This is a genomic window from Thermoleptolyngbya sichuanensis A183, assembly GCF_013177315.1.
Taxonomy (GTDB): Bacteria; Cyanobacteriota; Cyanobacteriia; order Elainellales; family Elainellaceae; genus Thermoleptolyngbya; species Thermoleptolyngbya sichuanensis.
The window spans coordinates 3,627,765-3,647,853 of record NZ_CP053661.1 but is presented as its reverse complement, the minus strand read 5'-3'; the positions used below and the strand labels follow the sequence as shown (position 1 = coordinate 3,647,853).

Genomic DNA, 20,089 nt, shown 5'->3' with positions numbered 1-20,089 from the left:
GAAAGTCCCCCTTACCAAGGGGGATTTAGGGGGGTCTTGCAGCGCATGACGCAAACCATCAAGATGTGTGTACACAGTAGAGACCTAAGGGGGAGATCAGCCCGAATCTTTGGAACAGTAGTTCCCTGGACTCAACACCTATTCAATGTTCAGAGCGACTCCATCGGGGTCCACTGTCCTGAGAGGAAAAAGGCGGCCCAAAAGTAGGGATGGCGATGGGCTGGGTTTTGCAGCGCCGCGAGCTGCACCTGACGCAGGGCCTCGCTGCGCCCGGTTCCTTGCGCCAGGCGTTCATAGTATTGCTGCATGAGGTCAGCCGTGCGGCGATCGCTCACCTGCCACAGGCTCATCAGCAGGCTTTCGGCCCCCGCCAGCACAAACGCTCGGCGCAACCCGTAAACCCCTTCGCCATCAGCCACATCCCCCAATCCGGTTTCGCAGGCACTCAGCACTACCAGGCGCGTCCCTCGCAGGTTCAGACTGGCCACCTCCAGGGCTGTGAGTACGCCATCTTCGCCATCGCTCTCCCGCTGGTTAAAGCCCGCCAGCGCCAGCCCCGACCGCAGCAGCGGATTTTCGACCCGATTGGCGCTCTGGGGAAAGGCTCCAACCCCTGCTTCTGGTGGGGAAATGGGGACATCCGGCAAAAAGAAGCCGTGAGTGGCCAGGTGCAAAACGCTCGGCCCCTGCACCTGCTTGAGGGCGTTTTCTGTGGCTCTAGCTTCGGTCAGCACCACCGCCTTTTGCCCCAGCCAGGGACGAATCGCTGCCACTTCCAGGGCGCTACCCGCCAGCGGCCCAAACCGCAGGCTGCCCATATCGGGCGATCGCGCTCCTCCACGACTGGCAGAGGCCACCTGAATCACGCCCTGGGCATCGGCTGTGTCGAAGTCTGGATTCGCCAACACCACCGGGGGCTGCTGTGGGGGAGCCGTATGCTTTTGCCGCAGCAGGTCGCGCCCGCTGGTGAGGTAGGTCAGGGTGTAGGTTTCAATCAAGTAGCGATTTTGCCCGTCCGCCAGCGCCGCAAAGGGCACCAGATTCAGATGTCCGTCGGGAGAGAGCAGCACATAGCCGGCGTTGCCCAAGTGGGGCTGAACGGGCGCAAACACCATCTGGTAAAGCGCCTGGGCAACGGGCTGCAACTGTTCAGGCTCGTAGCAGGGCGTGGCCCGCCGTTCGCCACAGCGCAAAAACTCCAGAAATCTCTGAATTTGCCCCTCAATGGCGGCTGCATCCCCCAAGTCGGCCCAGCGCACCTCCCCAGACGGCAGCAGCACGTAGGCCGCATAGCGGGGGTCACCAAACCCTCTGTCGCTCCAGTCACTTAGGTTGCTAGCTGGCTTTTGCCCCAGGGGATTGCGGGGGTCAAAGGGTCGGTAGCGCACATACTCCACCAACGCGCCATCGGTCGGCAGGCGGGCCTGAATGTCTGCCAGGTTCACCAGCGGCGCATCCCCAGCCAGGGCCGCGCTGCGACGGGCTAGCACCGCTTCGATCTCATCGATTTGGCTCCGCAGCGTCCTCAGTTGGGCTTGCGCTTGCAGGGAAGACCCCTGTTCTGCAAAGGTGATTTCTGCGACCTGTCGCCGCCGCCGATCCAGCTCGGCCAGCAGCCGCTCATCTTCTGGGTTGGGGGCCTGCTCCAGCAGCGCTAGGGTGGTGATGCCTGCCTCCAGCACCCGCCCCTTGCGACGTAGCAGCATCGTCGCCGCCAGTTGAGCCGCATCCAGATCGTCTGGCGCAGTGTTTAAATGCAGCGAAATTGCGTGGTTCAGTGTGTTGGCTACCGAGGCTGCATAGCGCTGTCGTCCAACTTCGTTCAGCGTGGCCAGGCGGCGATCAAACTCTTGCTGCTCTAGGGCGATGCCCGCTTGCAAAACCTCCAGCGCAGCCGGGATTTTTCCCTGGGCCTGGTATAGACCCGCAAGGTTGTAAAAAATGGGCGCTCGGAAGGCTTGCAAATCGCGGCTATACCAAGCCTCCGATGCGGCCAGGGCCTGACGGTAGAGGCGCTCGGCCTCGTCGTAGCGCCCTTGGCTATGGTATGTCAGCGCTCGACCATTGAGCTGGTTTGGATCGCGGGGAGAACGCTCTTTGGGCGCGGCCGGCTGGCCTTCAAAGGCTTCTAAAGCCAAAGCGTCTGCCTCGGCATTGCGGCCCTGGGTGCGATAGAGGGTGGACGCTGCCTCTAGGAAAATGGCCCGTTCTGACGGTTGGCTGAAGCGTCTGGCGAGGTCAATCATCTCGATGAGCAGCGGTTCTGCTTCGTCGTATCGCTGTTGAGCCTGGTAGACCTGAATCAGAGACAGTAAGCTCGCGGCGATCGCCCGCTGCGCTACAAAGCCTTCCTCCCCATTCAGCAGTGCAGTCCGCCCCAGCCTGGCCCGTTCCAAGGAAAGCGCCTCTTGATAGAGGGCTGCGGCTCGTTCCAAATCCCCCTGCTGGTAAGCCATCGAAGCCATGCCGTCGAGCGCTTGGGCTAGGTGCTGGGGATTGGGGTGAGGCTGGGCCCGCAGAATCTCTAGGACTTCTGCATAGGCACTGCCCGCGTCGGCCCAGCGGCCCAGGAGGGTATAACTTGTAGCCAGGGAGATGAGAGGTTCGGCCACCTCAGGGTGGCGATCGCCCTTCTCAGCCCGCAACCGCGCAATCTGCTCCTCTAGCCTTGGGGCTGCCAGGGTATAGAGGCTATCTAATGAATATTCTTCGCCCCTGGGAACTCGATTGTGTTCTCCCCGATAGGTGAGGGCGCTTGTAGCTGCGCGGCCGCTGGCGTTGCCCCACCACAGGCGATAGCGCCCCGTGCGGCCCGCCGTCCGAGACCCCACCATCACCTGATAAGGGCCCGCGTCTTCGAGCGATAGCGCTATCTGAGTTGCTCGACCGCTGGCGGCGGCGATAAACCCCTGCTGGCGGCTAAACACAAAAATGATTAAGTCATCGAGATCCTCACTCGTGACCGCCAGGTTCACCGTCTGTCCCGCCACGCTATCAAACTGGTGGAGGTTGAAATAGCCCCCCGTCAGCGGCATCCGGGGCAATTGGGAGAGCGGCACGCTGGACAGCACAGGCTCAAACACTTCCAGATAGCCGTGACGATTTGCCTGCAAGCTGCGGGCATCGAGTTGCCCAACCACGCTTTGGGGAAAAGTCTGGGTCAATTGGGCGATCGCAGCGGGCGCAATCGGCGTGCCCTTGCCCCCGCGAGTCATTAAGCGAGCAATGGTGTGATAGCTTTCGGCTTCTTCATGGCGCTCCAGCAGGCTCAGCAGCATCGCCACCTGGTTAAATCCGTGGGGAATATTGGGATTGGTCGATGGCAGCGCCCGTTCCAACACCCGCAGCGCCTGTTCAGCTCGATCCAGCGCCGCCTCATAGCGCCCCTGGGCATAGAGTCGATTCACCTCCTCATACAGCCGTTCGGCATCTGCCAGCGTTGGCTCTGCTGGCGAGCGGGCCACGCGGGGAGCGGCGACCAGTTCGGGCGATCGCCCCGTAATTGCAGGCACAAGCGCAAGTCCTGGCATCTGTCCGCCCAGGAGCCACGTCAGCAGCAGGGCTGCCGTGAGGTTGGGTTGTTTCATAGCTCACCTCGCTGATGCAACAGTTAGGCACGAGTTAGGCACGAGTTAGGCACGAGTTAGGCACGGAATCTTCCTTGCACAGGCTAAACCATGTAAGAGGCAGTTGTCGCGAAAAACCTGTTAAAAACTCATGCAAATCTGCGTTTTTTAAGGAATTGCCTAAGTTGTTTGGAGTTCCGCCAACTGGCTGACCTGTTGCCGATGTCATCAGCGTTTGCCAAAACTCATAATCTGAATAGTTACACGGGCTGATGCCCTTACTGCTGCATCACTGGGGATAGCGCTCCCGGCTGATTCCCGGCAGCATAGGGTTTGTGCGGCCTGCAATGCTGGTCAGTTTCAAAGGAGAATGCGGTGTTAACGGTTGCCATTGGCCATAGCGACGATCCGGACGCGTATGCGGCTGCAAAGGACGTGATTGAGCAGTGTCAGACAAAGCTTCAGGGGCGATCGCCCCAGGTCGGCATCCTGTTTGCAGCGCTCGATTTTGACCACAGCCTGATTCTGGAAACCCTGAGTACGTCTTTTCCAGAGATGGTCGTCGTCGGCTGCACCACCGATGGTGAACTGTCGTCTGAGCTAGCGTTTCAGCAAGACTCAGTGGTGCTGATGGCGATCGCCTCGGATACTCTCGCCATTGGTGCAGGTGTGGGTTACGACCTCTCGCAAGATCCCGAAGCGGCCATTCAGCGGGCGATCGCCCAGGCCCGCAGCGGACTGAACCTCCCTGCCGAGGCGGTTCCGTCCCTCTGCCTCACGTTTCCTGAAAGCCTAACCTACGATAGTCCCCTGGTTGTTGCTCATTTGCAAAAAGCGCTGGGCGACTCGGTTCCTCTCTTCGGCGGCTTTGCAGGCGACCAAAGCCAGTTTCAAAAAACCTATCAGTTCTACGGCTCCGAAGTGTTGACGGATGCGATTCCCATCCTGCTGTTTTTTGGAGACCTGAAGCTGGGTCATGGCGTGGCCCACGGCTGGACACCCACGGGCGAAAGAGGAACCATCACCCGCGCTGATGGGCATCTCCTCCAGGAAATTGACCATCGGCCAGCGCTAGAGTTTTATCAGCGCTACATGAACGATTTGTTGCCCTCGACCGAGTTTCCCCTGGCCGTTTGGGAAGAGGGCGCAGATGGCTATTATCTTCGAGCTTCCATCGGCTTTGATTCAGAGACAGGCAGTATTCAGGCTATTCCCCTCTGGCCCCAAAACGCCCAGGTGCAAATTGCCCGAAGCAGCCGGGATGAAATTATCGGAGGCGCACGCACTTCTATGCAGGCGGCTTTGGCCAGCTATCCAGGACAGCGCATCGAGGCCGTGCTTTTGTTTTCCTGCTGTGTACGTCATACGCTCTTGGGCCTGCGGACCCAGCAAGAATACAAGCTGGTTCAAGAAGCGCTGCCACAGATGCCAGCCACTGCCGGGTTCTATACCTACGGCGAGATCGCTCCACTGACTCCAAACACGACATCCCGGGCGCATCACTCCACGTTCGTTACCCTGCTGCTAGGAACCGCTTAGATGGATATAGCCCAAAAGCTTGTTGCTGTTCCCTCTGTTGCATCGGCTCAGAATTGCATCAGTGCCACGCCCCTGCGGTCTGTTGAATGTCAGGAGAGTTCCGAACCGACTCCAGCGCAACGGCTGGCGGCGCTAGAGAAGGAGAACCGGATTCTTCGCAAGAAACTGGAACGCTCAGAGCGCGATCGCCAAATCCTTGAAGCCAATATGGATCGCTCTGAAAACCTCATGCGGAATGTGATTGCAGAACTGGAGGCATCGAGGTCTTCTTTGGCGCGGCGCGGGGAAGAACTGGAGCAAACCCTCTCACAGTTGCAGCAGGCGCAGGTTCAGCTGATTGAAGCTGAAAAGATGTCGGCGCTGGGAACGTTGGTCGCAGGGATTGCTCACGAGATTAACAATCCCGTGGGTTTTGTGCATGGCAACGTGAACTACACCCAGACCTATGTCCAGGAACTTCTGCGGGTCATTGCCGCCTATCAGGACGCTTATCCCATCCCAACTCCTGGCATTCAGGCGCTGCTGGAGGAGATCGATCTGGAGTTTTTGCAGCAGGATGTAGCCAAGGTGCTGCAATCTATGCAGATGGGCACCAAGCGGATTAGCGATATTGTGCGATCGCTCCGCACTTTTTCACGCCTCGACGAAGCAGACTTTAAAGATGCAGACCTGCATGAGGGCTTAGAAAGCACCCTGATGATTCTGCAACATCGGCTCAAGGCCTGTGGCGACCTGCCCGAAATTGAAATTGTCAAAGATTTTGAGCCGCTGCCCTTGGTCGAATGTTATCCGGGTAAGTTAAATCAAGTGTTTATGAACCTGCTGGCCAACGCCATTGATGCGGTGCAGGAGCGATATCGCCAGGCAGCGGAGCCGAAGCCAGCGCCAAAAATCACGCTAAAAACCCGTCAAACGGGCGATTCAGTAGCAATCCATGTGATTGACAATGGCATCGGGATAGCAGAGGGCGATCGCCCCCGGTTGTTTAACCCGTTCTTTACGACCAAGCCCGTTGGCCAGGGCGTGGGGTTAGGACTATCAATTAGCTACCAGATTGTCGCCGACCAGCATCATGGTCAGCTTTTGTGCTGCTCCAAGCTGAATGAAGGCACAGAGTTTATTATCCAAATTCCTCGCCGACAGAGCCGTCCAGCAGCCGCAAGCCCACTCGGACAGTGATGCCATTTCCCAGTCATCCTAGAGAAATGCGATGATCGAGGCAAGTCCCTGAAACTGCCTTCCTCTGCATGAACTCCTGGCTCAATATCCCCCTGATTTTACTCATTCTCGGTGGGCTGATGCTGGCGCTGCGGCACTGGCAGCAGACGGCGCGGCCCAATCCAGAACTGGTGCGGAAGCTGCTGCACATTCCGATGGGGATGGTGACGCTGACGTTTCCTTGGCTCTTTGAGTCGGTCTGGCAGGTGGCGGTGCTGGGCGGACTGGCGATCGCCTGGCTGATGACCTTGCGGCTCTATCGCCCGCTGGCGCAGGGGTTGGGGTCGGTGCTGGGGGGCGTAGGGCGGCGATCGCTCGGCGAGGTCTATTTTCCGCTGTCGGTGGTGATCTTGTTTGCCCTCACGCCGGGGCAGCCGTTGCTCTATGTCATTCCGATTTTAATTTTGGCGCTGGCGGATGCGGCGGCGGCGCTGGTGGGCACGCGCTACGGGCAAATGCGCTACGTTGCCACCGAGGGCTACAAAAGCACCGAAGGATCGCTCAGCTTCTTCATGGCAACGTTTTTTAGTGTGCATGTGCCGCTGCTGCTGTTTAGCGAGGCGGGGCGACCCGAATCGCTGCTGATTGCCACAATCTTGGGGCTACTGGTGATGCTGATCGAGGCGATCGCCTGGCAGGGACTCGACAATCTGTTCATTCCGCTGGGCAGCTTTTTGCTGTTGCAAACCCACCTGGCAATGGATACGCCCGCCTTGGTAGCGCGACTGGCTGTGTTGGGCGCACTGATCGGATTTCTCTGGCTATGGCGCAGCCACACGACACTCAACGACGGGGCGCTGCTAGGAGCGGCGCTGGTGGGCTATTTTTGCTGGTCGGTTGGCGGCTGGCCCTGGCTGCTGGCTCCACTGACGCTGGTGCTGTGTTATCCCCTGCTGATCTACCGCCCCACCGCACAACAGCCCCTCAGCCCCGCCGAAAAAGCCGTCATGATCTGGCAGCCCACGGAGAACGATTCAAACGCCTGGACGCGCATTCACAATGTCTACGCCGTGCTGAGTGTGGCGGCGGCGGGGCTGGTGTGGCTATTTCTGGCGCAGACCTTTGACCGGCCGCAACTGATTTACCCCTATACGCTTGCCTTTGCGGTGAATCTGGCGGTGATTTGTGTGGCAGGCCTGTCGCCTGTCGGCTACTGGAGCCGTCGCCATCAGTGGCAGGTGGTGCGACACATTGTGCTGAGTTGGGTGCTGCTGTTTGGGCCGCTGCTCGTCTTTCAGGGAGCCTCAACTCGTGCGATCGCCGCTGCGCTGGTCGGGCTGGTGGGCACAGCCCTGGGGGCGATCGCCTTCTACCGCATCCAGCCGCTTTTGCAGCAGCACTGTGCAGAATCCGTGCGCTGGGTCTATCGGGCACTGTTCACAACGCTGGTGTCGTGTTTGGGATTGGGGGCGATCGCCCTTGGCGCGGGCAGATAGCTGCACAGGGGGCAGAGTCTCAATTTTCTTGATGGGAATTTTACGGAATTTCCCAGAACCCCTGACAAAAAGTTTACTGACTTCCCAGTAGAATTTGCAGTAAGGTTGAAGTCTGTAGATGAACGTTTGCTGATAAGCAGCTTATAGATAAACGAGGTAGACGTAGATAAACGTCTGTAGATAAACGTCTGTAGAAGATAAACGTCTGCCACTGAACGTCTGCCACTAATAGTTGGCGAGGAATCAGTTTAGCGAGAAATCAGTTCGCAGAAACTCTTCGCTATCTTATCTCTCATTCCACTTGAGACGTGCGAAGCTCCAGGCTACTAGACCCAAGCCTTGCCCAGTTCCTGAAACTCTCACGACAAAACACGACAAAACCAGGTTAGCTCAGTGCTGGACGGGATCATCCAGATCTCGCTGGCTATCTTTGCTGGTGATTCCCTGCTAAGAATCTGAGTTGACCCGGTTTGGCTCCTTTGCTCAACTCCTTTGATGTTGATTGACGGATACTTCTATGCAACCTTCAACCGCTGCACAACTGAGTCAAGTCGCTGGGCAGATCATTGGAATTGGGGCTTTGGGTGTGGCTCTCACTGCCCTGCTGGAACCAACCGTTTCTGCTGTACAATCCTGCAATTTCTACGACTGTTCTGGTGTCGCCGCAAATATCTGCAATTTTGGGTTTTGCCTAGACCCAGGACTGGCAGATTGTCTGTTCGGTCAATGCAAAGTCGCCACGCCAGATACGGAACATCCTGCTTTACAAGTGCCTGCAAATCCGCAGTCTGACATTCTCCTGAGGGATGCTCCGATAAAGTAAGGATTTGTCGGCGTAAGGATTCATCGGCGATCGCCCGCCAGATTGTGATGAACAGCATTGGGGTAGCCTATCGGTTCGCTCTGTGCCACAGCAAAGGGCGGAGCTTGCAATGGCATTGCCCATCAAACCTGCATTTGCCCAATTGTTATCCAATTGTTATAAAGTGCAGGCCGACTGCGTGCGCCTACCAAAAAGGCTTGCTCTGCACAACGCTTGCGTCATGGATTGCGTCATGCAGAGTCAAGCCTTTACCTTCCTAGACCTTAATCTCGATTGAACGCAATCAGCAGGCGCAGAATAAAGACAAACAAATTGATGTAAGTCAAATACATCGACAGCGCCGCAGGCAGATATTGGTCATCGCGATACGTGCGGGGAAGAATGTAGAAATCTACCACCGCCGCCCCGGCAAACAGAAACACGCCAAAGGCAGAAATACCAATTTCCAGAAAAGTAGGCGTATACACTCCGAACAGAGCCAGCAGCAATTGCCCAACCAGGACGACCAACAGGGCAATCATGCCAAGCTGGACAGTTCTAGTGAGCGCCAGGCCGTCCTGATCCGACAGGTTAGAGCCGATCTGCCGTGCCACAATGAACGTCGCGCCACAGCCCAGGGCAGCCAGCCCAATCCCTGCAACACCGACCCCAGAGGTTCCCAGGGCAACCGCAATCAGCCCAGTCAGCGTGTAGCCCGTCAGCAGGCTATAGGTCGCTAGAAGGGGCAGCGCCACACCGTTGTTGCCTTTTTCTGCGACACCCCGCGCCACAAAGAAGAGAACCAACTGGGCAATCAGCGCCGCGATGAAAGTCGGCATGAACAGCGCAGGACTGTTTTGCATTACGCCCAGCCCCCCGTAGGTTCCCAGGGCCGTCAGCACCAGCCCACCCCCGACGTAGGGCAGGGCATTGCGAATCACATTAGGGCCAACCAGGGCATGAGTCTGGGCCTTGCGAATGGCATCTCGAAAATTACTGGTGTTGCTCATACGTACTCTGTTAGTCGCTGAAAGGTTGTGATATGGAACAGTTGACGAATGGAGTTAGCTCATTCCAGGTTACTCAAAATCCGAGGATTACGCCCGGCAACTGAAGTATGGAATCGTTAACGCAATTGTTAACGAAATCGTTAATGCAGTTGCAGTCTTTAAGTTCGGGACTGATGCACCAACGCAGTTGCAGTCTTTAAGTTCAGGACTGATGCACCCGCAATAAGTTTTCTGAATTTTGAGCGACTGCTCGCAGGATGCGCCCGCGAGCAGTCGCCCCACTGCGTAAGTCCTAGAGTTAATGCCTTGATTTTAGGCGATTTGGCGGATGTTAGCCGGGGTCGGGCAAGCGCTTTCCCGTAGACTTGCTGCCTCACAAACCGCAAGCAAAGGGGGCGGGTTTTCAGGGAAACTCCGTGTTTACGCTGACATACCAGAGAGGTACGCTGTTCATTCCCGTGAAATAACGATGGTTTCACCCCTCGCCAGTGCGGACAATGAGCCTAAATCTTAGAGAACAGGTACTTCCCAGATGACGGCCACTCAACCTTCTCTCCGTTCCCACAGCATGGAATTGCTGATGGCTTATCAGCAGAACAAGTCGGTGAGCATTCGCAATCAGCTCGTGAAGTTGAATGCTGGTCTAGTTCGCAAAATTGCCCACCGGGTCAGCCATCAGTGCGCCGAGCCTTACGAGGATTTAGAGCAGATTGGCTATCTGGGTCTGATTCGGGCAATCGAGCGGTTTAATCCCAGCCAGGGCTGTGCCTTTAGTTCCTTTGCAGTGCCCTATATTCGCGGTGAGATGCTGCACTTTTTGCGCGATCGCGGCAGTGCTGTGAAAGTTCCCCGCCGCTGGCAAGACTTGCAAAAAGAGGGGCAGCGCGTGCGAGCAGAATTGGTCAAAGATCTGGGTCGCCAGCCGATGGATCAAGAAATTGCTGAACACATGGGCATTTCAGTTCACGAGTGGCGTGAAATCAAGATGGCCGTGCGTAACCGCCTGCCCCTGAGCTTGGACGCAACCGTTCAGCAGGTCGATTCCTCTATCACCCTCGGTGAAACGCTGCCCGATGTGCGTTACCAAGCGCTTCAGCGCCTCGAAGAAGACCGTCAGCAGCTTCAGCGGGCGCTGAATCAACTAGAAGACAAGACCCGCGCGGCGATTGAGTTTGTGTTCTTTAGCGACTTGTCTCGCAAAGAAGTGGCCGAGCGCATCGGCGTTAGCCCAATGACCGTGACGCGCCGCATCCAGCGTGGACTGGAGCAGATGGTGTCGTTCCTGCAAATGCAAACGATCCAGACGGGTTCCTAAGATTTTTGAATCTTTTGGGTTTGGTTGAGTTCTGTTCTGAAAATCGTCAACAAGCCGTCTCCATGACCAGTCCTTTGGGGCTGGTCATTTGTCATGTTGGGATTGGCGGGTTGGGATTGGCGGGTTGGGAGAGGGATGGGCTGGACTGGAACTAGTTGATTTACGTTGCATCTACACGCGCCCAGAGGCCGATCGCCGCTGAAATTGTCCCTGCCCGACGCGACCGAGCCAGCGATCGCCCTCCACAATCAACTCCCCGCGCAAAAATACCTTCTGTACCTTGCCCAGAATTTCGCGACCTTCATAGAGCGAATAGTCTGCGTTGGAATGCTGAGCGCTGGCGCTGAGGGTGTGGCGCTGGTGGGGGTCGAACAGCACCAGGTCGGCATCGCTGCCAACAGCGATCGTCCCCTTGCGGGGAAACAGTCCAAACATCTTCGCGGGGGCAGTGGCGGTCAACTGCACAAAGCGATTGAGCGAGAGGCGACCCGCATTCACGCCGCCATCGTAAAGCAGGTGCAGGCGAAATTCGACACCGGGCGCACCGTTGGGAATTTTCTCAAAGTCGTCGCGGCCCATCTGCTTAGATTTACGCAGTCCAAAGGGCGACTCGTTGTAGCAGAAGGGGCAGTGGTCGGTGGAGACGATTTGCAGGTCGTCGGTTTTCAGGCCGCGCCAGAGGGCGTGCTGACAGGCGTGCGATCGCAGCGGTGGGGTCATCACGTATTTCGCGGCTTCAAACCCAGGGCGATCGTATTCCGACTCGTCCAGGAATAGATAATGCGGGCAGGTTTCGGCGTAGGCGGAAATGCCGCGATCGCGTGCTTCGACTACTGAGTTCAGCGCCTCCTCGGCTGACAGATGCACAAAATACACCGGAACCTCCGCCAGTTCCGCAATCCGGATGCCCCGGTGGGTGGCTTCGCCTTCCATGATGCTGGGGCGGGTCAGCATGTGGTATCTGGGTGAGGTGTTGCCCTGCTCCAGCGCCTCCTGGATCAGCGCCTGGATGACGCTGCCATTTTCGGCGTGCAGGTTGATCATGCCGCCATGCGCCCCGACCTTCCGCATGGCGCGAAAGATGTCCGCATCTTCCACCATCAGCACGCCGGGATAAGCCATGAACATTTTGAAGCTGGATACGCCGTCATGGTTTACCAAGTCGGGCAGTTCGGCTAGGGCTTCTGGCGTGACGTGGGTAAGGATGATGTGAAAGCTATAGTCCACACAGCACTGGGGTTCGGCGGCGGCAAGGCGGCGATCGAGCGCCTGTTTGGGCGTATCGCCCTGTTTTTGGAGGGCAAAGTCCACAATCGTCGTGGTGCCGCCAAAGGCCGCCGAGCGCGTCCCGGTTTCAAAGGTATCGACGGTTTGCGCGGCACCTAGGTCAAATTCCATGTGGGTGTGGACATCGATGCCGCCGGGAAACACGATCAGACCGCTGGCATCGTGAACCGTGGCGCTGTCGATGGAGAGGTCGCGGGCGATCGCCTCAATTCGCCCATGTTTCACCCAAATGTCTGCTGTATAGTCGTCCACCGCTGTAACAATTCGCCCGCCCTTGATTAGCACCTCAGACCGCACCTCAGACATTACCGCACTCCTTGCAAAGGGGACTGATCTAAGCTGCTAAAGGCTGGCGCTTTTTCGAGCCGTGCCAACCTTGAAACCAGCCCTAGACTCTGAGTTCTACATCATTTCGGGCGATCGCAAGACGGCTTTGCTTAGTTCTTTACGACTCGTAATTTGTCGTTGCAGAGGGGGCGCTGTGGATTTTCTGCGGAGGGGAATTGGGCGTTGAATTGAGCAGAGCGAGATCTGCTGACCGTGGGCCGCAAATCTCACTCTATGACGCAGTATTGACGCAGTATTTCAGTTCAGTGTTTTTGCCAAAAACCGCTGAATCGGGCTATTGCCCCTGCCCAGATAGGCCAGAACGGCTCATCCCGCGACCCATTGGGCCCTGGCCTGGGCGATCGCCCCGATTTGGGCGCATGTTTTCAAGCTGCTGGCGCTGTTCTGGGGTGAGGACTGCCTCGCTCTGCGTCCGGGCGTTTTCCATAATGGTGCGGATTTGCTGACGCTGGCTATCGGTCAGGTTCAGGTCGGCAAAGGGTTCTGGGCGAGGCCCACGTCCTGGGCCACCTGGCCCACCAGGGCCACCGCCCTGTTCCATCCGTTCGCGGCGAAGCTGCTGGCGCTGTTCTGGGGTGAGGTTGGCAAATTCCTCACGGCGGCGCTCCATCTCGGCGCGGCGTGTTTCCATCTGCTGGCGCTGTTCTGCCGTCAACACGGCCTCAATCTGGCGGCGGCTGTTTTCTCGAATGGCTTGCAACTGCTGGCGCTGGGCCTCCGTCAAATTCAGACGCTCCATTGGGCCAGAACGGGGCCCACCCATGCCGCCCGGAGGATCGGCGATCGCCGCTAGGGGTGCGAATGCCATCACACCAGCCGCGATGCCAGCCCAAAGAAACGTCTTTCGATTCAGTTTCATAGAACCTCCAAATGGTTTATCCAACATGCATTTCAGTCGCAGATATCGATTCTCTTAAGCGGCACTACGACTACGCAGCGCTACGAATGAACTGGCTGGAAGCCGGGTAGATGCTCGACTAGCAATCCAAGAATCGCAAATCTAAAATCGAGAATCGACACGAGACTGCTTGGGGGGATGAATTAATCCTATGAAGCTGAATGGGGCGATCGCCTCAGGCAAAGGTCACGACCTGAAGCATGACTTTGGTCACAGGATCGGCTCAATGCTCAAGCAAAGCGATTCCAGCGTTTCGCATCCCCGTTTCGCATCTCCGTTTCCCATCTCTGCTCGACGGCTGCTATTTGCTATCTACGAATGCTGCGTTCCCAAATGCTGCTTCTTACAAATGCTTCTGCCCAACCTTTGGCTCTGTGCCTGCTAGGAGGCGCTGAATGTTCGCTCGGTGGGTAATCAGGACGTAAATGCCTCCGGCGATCGCCAGCAAGAGGAAGGGCAAGGGCTGTCTCAGGGCAATCATCCACAGCGAGGCGGAAATGGCTCCGGCGATCGACCCCAGCGACACGATGCGAAACAGCGCCAGCATCAGCAGAAAAACGGTCGCCACGCCCAGCCCCACCTGCCACGACAGCGCAAACAGCACGCCCAGCGCAGTTGCTGCCGATTTGCCGCCCTTGAACCCAATCCACATGGATTTGCTGTGGGCCACAATGGACATCAGCCCAGACAGCATGACTGCCCAAGGGAGCCAGGTGCCCAGCGGCAGCCCGCTTGGCAAAGGCAGCGCGGCGATGTTGGGCAGGCTATAGACGTAGCGAGTGAGGGCGATCGCCGCTACACCTTTGAAGATATCGATCAGCAAAACGGCGATCGCCGGGCCGCGCCCCAAAATCCGCAGCACGTTCGTCGCGCCCGTAGACTTGGAGCCATATTGCCGAATGTCGATATCCTTGAGCAGTTTGCCCGCCCAGTAGCCTGTCGGCGTGGCCCCCAGCACATAGGCCGCTAACAGCACCAAACCCAACACCAGCCAAGCGTTCATATTGAATTACTCTGGCAAACTTGTGTTTACGGTTCTGAGCTTATCAGTAGATGGGGCTTCCGTGGCGGAGAGCGATCGCCCCAGTCGCGCAGGCTGGCGAACGGCAGGGCGTTGTGCGGCAGGGCGTTGTGCAGCAGGGGTAGTGCGGGCAGCGGCCGCAGAAGATGAGGCAGAGGGCGTGGCGATTGGTGCAGCAACAGGGCTAGATTCTGGGGACTGGCGCGTGGCGTGCGCCTCTGGCGAGAGCGGAGCAGTGGGCTTGTCGCGCAGGGCGATCGCCGCTGGGGTCAAGAGTTGCTCTAGCTCGACCTGCTGCTCGAGCTGCTGGGCAGACGACAGCAAATTGTCCAAACTCCGCAGCAAATCGCGGACAGTGTTGCGAAATGTCGGATCGCCCGTCAGTTCATCTAAGTCTGCGGTAATCTTTTCTGCATTTTGAAACGTAGCGCGGGCCGAATCTAGCGTTTGCTGGAGCGCCAGCGCATTTTCAGGCGTGCCGATTGCGTCCGTCAGGCTCCGCAGTGTAAGCGAGGCACGGGCCGCATTGTCCGACAGCGCATTCAGGTTTTGCACAAAGGCGCTATCGTCTACGAGCGGCGTGAGTCGAGTCGTCAGCAGGCGCACCTGGTTGCTGGCTTGCTCCAGGTTAGACAGCGTGCTGCTGATGGCGTAGCGATTGGTCTCCAGCAGCGAGTTGACCTGGGCAGCAGTGAGTCCGAGCTGAGTCGCTGCGCCGCCCACCGATGTTGTGGTTCGATTTGCAGACCCCGCCAGCGTCCTCAGTTCCAACTGCACAGATTTTGCGAGTTCAGTCACCTCGCCTGTCAGCGTTGTCACGCCCGCCGCTGCCCGGGAAGAGTTGAAGGTCAGCGCTTTCAAGTTTTCGATTAGTTCTGGATCGGAAAACTGGTTAGACAGGCGAATCGTGGAGCTAATCAGCGCGTCGAAGGTTACGCCCACTTCTCCAGGCAGGCGATCGCCATCACAGATAATCCCGCTCCCCGGACAATCTGCCGCCAGCGGATTGGTCGCCACCGCCTCCACAAACTCCTGACGGGGCACAATGTCAATCGCTGTTTCTCCAATCAGCCCAGCCTGGTTGGTCTGAATTGCCGAATCTCGCGGAATCCGCACCGTCGCAGGCGAAATCTGAATCTCCACCTCCGCAAACTGCGGCCCCGGCCGAATCTTCCGCACCTTGCCCACGATCACGCCGCGATACCGCACCGGGGAGCCTTCCACCATGCCCACCACGTTCGGAAACTCCACCACGGCGCGATAGCTGCGATTCCCCAGGCTCAGCCCCCGCAGCCACAGCAGCAGACTGCCGAATATGCCCAACGCCAGCAGAATCAATAATCCAACAGAGCCTTCTCGAATGGTTCGCGATCGCATGAGCTTATCCTACAAACCAGAAAAATCCCCAAACCCGCTTTACGAAAAACCGGGCATTCACTCGAACCAGAGTACTCCAAATCGAGCGAAACGGGGTAAGGGAAGAGGGAAGAGGGAAGAGGGAAGAACGAAAACAGAAGAACGAAGAGGGAAGAGGGAAAGGGAAGAACGAAAACAGAAGAATGAAGAGGGAAGAGGTTTCCGTTTTTCGTTTTTCCTTCTTCGTTCTTCGTTCTTCGTTCTTCGTTTTTCGTTCTTCGTTTTTCGTTTTTCCGTTTTCCGTTCCTACCCGCCACTCACCTTCGCCTTATACCCCTGCTTCACCAAGACCTGCACGATCTTCTCGCGGTGATCTCCCTGAATCTCGATTTCCATATCTTTCACTGTGCCGCCCGCGCCACACTGGGTTTTCAGCGTTTTCAGCAGCGTCGCCAGCGTTTCGGGCTTGGTCTGAAACCCGCTGATCACCGTCACCGTTTTGCCGCCGCGACCTTTGCGCGAGGCTTGTACGCGGATCTGCTGCTGGTTGGGCGGCAGTTCCTGCACCGGACGCTCCATTGCTGCATCCTCAAAAGCACCCGCGCCAAATTCCTGCCAGACGGTTTTTCTTCCTGGCTGAACTTTTCCTGCGGATTGAGAAGTAGGTTTACGCTTTGTGTCTGCCATAAATTGCTCTAGATAGCCGTCTGCTAAAGTCCATATTCAGAGAATCAGGAATTTTATGGACTAGGGCTGTATCAGAAAGCGAAATTCCTGATTTTACAGCGGAGAAATTTTAGTGAGAATACGCAAGGGCGATCGCCCTGATGAAAATCCACATAAAAGCTTCATCAAGAAGCCTCCAAGCTTTCAGCAATTTCGCTAACACTTGATCCCTCAGATGGGCGATCGTAGACATGTGACACGCACGCCATCGCAACAGCCTGTGTTGAAAGACACGCTGGACTGCTGACCTCTTTAACTCATACGCGCAGGTTTCATGTCAATTAGCAATAAAGATAACACTCTCAGAGGCGCTCGCAATCTGGGTAGGCTGGGTACTCGGCGCATCAATGGATATGTCGGTTCCCGCGATCGCATTGACTTTGCCAAATTCACGTTGGGCGAGGTTCGCGAACTCAGCCTCTCCATCGGACGCATCGCCAACCGCGCCAGCAGCGCTCGAATCACGCTACGCGATGCCCGCGGTGCCATTATTCGCAGCTTTAACACAGGCCGTCGAAACATTACCTTTCGGGATGACTTTGGCCCCGGCACCTACTTCATTGGCATCCAGCAGATCAAAGGCGAAGTTAACTACAAAATCACCGCCGCCGCCCGCCCCACCGAACCCGGCGAACGCCTCGACACTGCCCGCGATCTGGGAGTGCTGACGGGAACCTCAATCGTCTCGGAGGCTGTCGGCACCACCGACCCCTCCGACATCTACAAGTTCACCATCAACGATGTGGGCAACTTGCAAGCGCGGGTCAACAGCATTTCAGCAGGCAGTCGAGTAGAACTCATCCGAGATCTGAACAACAACGGGCTGATCGACAGCGGCGAAGTGATTGCCTCTGAGGTCGATTCCTTCGCGCCCTTCCAGCCCAGTATTGTCACAGATCTGCCGCAGGGAACTTACTACGTTCGAGTTTCGCCCTCCAACCCCAGCAACTCAACCCAATACGAACTGACGCTCGTCAACACGCCCTTTGGTGGCAGTCCGCCCCCCGATCCTGGAAATATCCTGGCGACTGCTCGCAATTTGGGCGCAGTGGCAGGCACAGTGACTGCTAGAGAATATGTAGGTGTGCTGGATGGTCTTGATGCTTATCGATTCACCCTAAATGATCTGTCCAATATTCAAGTCAGCGTCCAGGCAACTTCTACCAACACCCAAATTCAGCTTGTTCGCGATGTCAACGGCAATGGGCTAATTGATAACGGCGAAGTTATCGTTTCTGAAACAAACTTCAGTTCTACCAATCTGTCTCGATTCACACAGGACTTACCTGCCGGTACTTATTTCATTACCGTAGCTAGTCGCAATGCCAGCGCCTCCACGCTTTATGAACTGAATTTAGTGGCGACACCCTTTGGCGGAAATGGCCAGCCCGACCCTGGCAACTTGCTGTCTTCTGCCCGCAACCTGGGTCCCGTGGCAGGAACGGTGAACGTTAAAGAATATGTCGGGGTCATCGATGGACTTGATGCCTATCGATTCACCTTGAACGATATCTCTAACGTTCAGATCAATGTTCAAGCCACTTCTACCAATACCGAGATCCAACTGGTTCGAGATATTAACGGCAACGGGCTGATTGATAACGGCGAAGTCATTGCTTCGGATACAAACTTTAGCTCTACCAATCTGTCTCAGATTACGCGAGACTTACCTGTAGGCACCTATTTCATTACGGTGGCCAGCCGTACGGCTAGCGCCTCCACGCTTTACCAGATGAGCCTCGTGGCAACGCCCTTTGGCGGCAACGGGCAGCCTGATCCGGGCAGCACGATTCCCACCGCACGGAATATTGGCGTGTTGTCCAACACGTTCTTAGCCAAGGAACATGTCAGCGTTAATGTTGACCCCAGCGATTTCTACCAATTCACACTGAATTCCACAGCAAACTTGCAGGCACGAGTTCAGGGTACATCAGGCAACACAATCATTGAGCTAATTCGAGATTCAAACGGCAATGGGCTGGTTGACAGTGGTGAACTGATTCGGAGCGATACTAACTTTGGCAGTTCTTACCTCTCCAGCTTCATCCAGAACGGGCTGGCTGCTGGCACTTACTTCTTTAGAGTGACACCCCGTCCCGGTGTTGCAACTAACTACACTGTGGATTTTGCACTCGTGTAAATCCAGGTCACTAATTTGTAGGTAACTGATTAGTTTAGTTAAGGATCGCTACGTGGCTATGGCTGCGTGGCGATTTTGCTTTCAAGGGGCATAGTATCTCGGTTCTCCAAAGCCCACACCTCTAGCCATCTCGCGCCAGTAGCCCGATAATGGGGGCTGTAAGTATTCAAAGCGCCTTTACTACCGTGACACTGACTCCGCTTCCCCTTAACCAAACCTCAGTTCAGCGACCCGATGCCCTTGGCCGATACGGCAAGTTTGGCGGTAAGTATGTGCCGGAGACGCTGATGCCCGCGCTGAGTGAGTTGGAGGCGGCGTTTTATCAGTATCGCGACGACCCGGACTTTCAGACCGAGTTGCAGGGCTTGCTGAAAGATTATGTGGGACGCGCCACGCCGCTGTATTTTGCCGAGCGCCTGACGACCCACTTTGCCCGCCCCGACGGCACCGGCCCGCAGATTTATCTAAAGCGCGAAGACCTGAACCACACGGGCGCGCATAAGATCAACAACGCGCTGGGGCAAGTGTTGCTGGCAAAGCGCATGGGCAAGCAGCGCATCATTGCCGAAACGGGCGCAGGACAGCACGGCGTGGCCACTGCAACCGTCTGTGCGCGGTTTGGACTGGAGTGCATCATTTATATGGGCGTGCATGACATGGAGCGGCAGGCGCTCAACGTGTTTCGGATGCGGCTGATGGGGGCGGAGGTGCGCCCGGTGGAGGCGGGTACGGGCACGCTGAAGGACGCGACCTCGGAGGCGATTCGCGACTGGGTGACGAATGTGGAAACGACGCACTATATCCTGGGTTCAGTGGCGGGACCGCATCCGTACCCAATGATTGTGCGTGACTTTCAAGCCATCATTGGGCAGGAGACGCGGCAGCAGGCACAGGAAAAGTGGGGCGGCTTGCCCGACATCCTGCTGGCTTGCGTGGGCGGTGGCTCCAACGCGATGGGGCTATTCCATGAGTTTGTGAATGAGCCGTCGGTGCGGCTGATCGGCATTGAGGCGGGCGGCGAGGGCGTGGATTCGGAGAAGCACGCGGCGACGCTGACTCGCGGGCGGGTGGGTGTGCTGCACGGCGCAATGAGCTATCTGCTGCAAGACGACGATGGGCAGGTGATCGAGCCGCATTCCATCAGCGCGGGGCTGGATTATCCGGGCGTGGGACCGGAGCATAGCTTTTTGAAGGATTCCGGTCGGGCGGAATACTACAGCATTACGGACGCGGAGGCGCTGGAGGGGCTGCAACTGCTGTCGCGGCTGGAGGGCATTATTCCGGCGCTAGAAACGGCCCATGCGATCGCCCATCTCAACCGCCTCTGTCCGAAACTGGAGGGCAGCCCCCGGATTGTCATTAACTGTTCCGGCCGCGGCGACAAGGATATGCAGAACGTGGCAAAGTACCTGGACTTGAAATAGCGT

The 20,089-nt window shown here is 57.0% G+C and carries 13 protein-coding genes; 6 read left to right on the top strand and 7 right to left on the bottom strand.

What is annotated here, in order from left to right:
- Positions 1 to 149: 149 nt before the first annotated feature.
- Positions 150 to 3,587 carry a CHAT domain-containing tetratricopeptide repeat protein gene (locus tag HPC62_RS15205; protein ID WP_172357025.1) on the bottom strand — a complete coding sequence of 1,146 codons (3,438 nt, stop codon included), beginning with the start codon at positions 3,585 to 3,587 and terminating at the stop codon, positions 150 to 152.
- A 354-nt stretch (positions 3,588 to 3,941) separates the two neighbouring features.
- Between HPC62_RS15205 and HPC62_RS15200 the strand changes: the two genes are divergently transcribed.
- From HPC62_RS15200 to HPC62_RS15190, 3 genes are all read left to right on the top strand, one after another.
- A complete protein-coding gene (locus HPC62_RS15200) occupies positions 3,942 to 5,105 on the top strand; it encodes an FIST signal transduction protein (RefSeq protein WP_172357023.1) in 1,164 nt (387 codons plus the stop codon).
- Positions 5,106 to 6,284, top strand: coding sequence for a sensor histidine kinase (locus HPC62_RS15195; protein ID WP_172357021.1), 1,179 nt, complete (start codon positions 5,106 to 5,108; stop codon positions 6,282 to 6,284).
- Between the two features lie 68 nt (positions 6,285 to 6,352).
- Positions 6,353 to 7,759 (top strand): diacylglycerol/polyprenol kinase family protein, encoded by a 1,407-nt coding sequence (locus HPC62_RS15190; RefSeq protein WP_172357019.1) that lies wholly within the window; start codon positions 6,353 to 6,355, stop codon positions 7,757 to 7,759.
- 1,086 nt (positions 7,760 to 8,845) lie between these two features.
- On the opposite strand, the gene HPC62_RS15185 is transcribed toward HPC62_RS15190, so the two are convergent.
- Positions 8,846 to 9,571, bottom strand: a complete 726-nt coding sequence (locus tag HPC62_RS15185; protein ID WP_172357017.1) for a Bax inhibitor-1/YccA family protein — start codon at positions 9,569 to 9,571, stop codon at positions 8,846 to 8,848.
- 532 nt (positions 9,572 to 10,103) lie between these two features.
- On the opposite strand from HPC62_RS15185, the gene HPC62_RS15180 reads away from it, so the two are divergent.
- Positions 10,104 to 10,886 carry an RNA polymerase sigma factor SigF gene (locus tag HPC62_RS15180; RefSeq protein WP_172357015.1) on the top strand — a complete coding sequence of 261 codons (783 nt, stop codon included), beginning with the start codon at positions 10,104 to 10,106 and terminating at the stop codon, positions 10,884 to 10,886.
- A gap of 171 nt (positions 10,887 to 11,057) precedes the next feature.
- On the opposite strand, the gene hydA is transcribed toward HPC62_RS15180, so the two are convergent.
- From hydA to HPC62_RS15155, 5 genes are all read right to left on the bottom strand, one after another.
- A complete protein-coding gene (hydA, locus tag HPC62_RS15175; RefSeq protein ID WP_172357013.1) occupies positions 11,058 to 12,479 on the bottom strand; it encodes a dihydropyrimidinase in 1,422 nt (473 codons plus the stop codon).
- A 316-nt stretch (positions 12,480 to 12,795) separates the two neighbouring features.
- Positions 12,796 to 13,329 (bottom strand): Spy/CpxP family protein refolding chaperone, encoded by a 534-nt coding sequence (locus HPC62_RS15170; protein WP_205369724.1) that lies wholly within the window; start codon positions 13,327 to 13,329, stop codon positions 12,796 to 12,798.
- Between the two features lie 433 nt (positions 13,330 to 13,762).
- A complete protein-coding gene (gene plsY, locus HPC62_RS15165) occupies positions 13,763 to 14,422 on the bottom strand; it encodes a glycerol-3-phosphate 1-O-acyltransferase PlsY (protein ID WP_172357009.1) in 660 nt (219 codons plus the stop codon).
- Positions 14,423 to 14,428: 6 nt separating this feature from the next.
- Complete coding sequence (locus HPC62_RS15160) at positions 14,429 to 15,817, bottom strand: MlaD family protein (protein WP_172357007.1); 1,389 nt, start codon at positions 15,815 to 15,817, stop codon at positions 14,429 to 14,431.
- Positions 15,818 to 16,102: 285 nt separating this feature from the next.
- The gene (locus tag HPC62_RS15155; RefSeq protein WP_172357005.1) at positions 16,103 to 16,483 is read right to left on the bottom strand and encodes a translation initiation factor; all 381 of its coding nucleotides are present in this window, start codon (positions 16,481 to 16,483) and stop codon (positions 16,103 to 16,105) included.
- Between the two features lie 313 nt (positions 16,484 to 16,796).
- On the opposite strand from HPC62_RS15155, the gene HPC62_RS15150 reads away from it, so the two are divergent.
- Both HPC62_RS15150 and trpB read left to right on the top strand, forming a co-directional pair.
- Positions 16,797 to 18,662, top strand: coding sequence for a pre-peptidase C-terminal domain-containing protein (locus HPC62_RS15150; RefSeq protein WP_172357003.1), 1,866 nt, complete (start codon positions 16,797 to 16,799; stop codon positions 18,660 to 18,662).
- Between the two features lie 185 nt (positions 18,663 to 18,847).
- Positions 18,848 to 20,086 carry a tryptophan synthase subunit beta gene (gene trpB, locus HPC62_RS15145; RefSeq protein WP_172357001.1) on the top strand — a complete coding sequence of 413 codons (1,239 nt, stop codon included), beginning with the start codon at positions 18,848 to 18,850 and terminating at the stop codon, positions 20,084 to 20,086.
- The last annotated feature ends 3 nt before the right edge of the window (positions 20,087 to 20,089 follow it).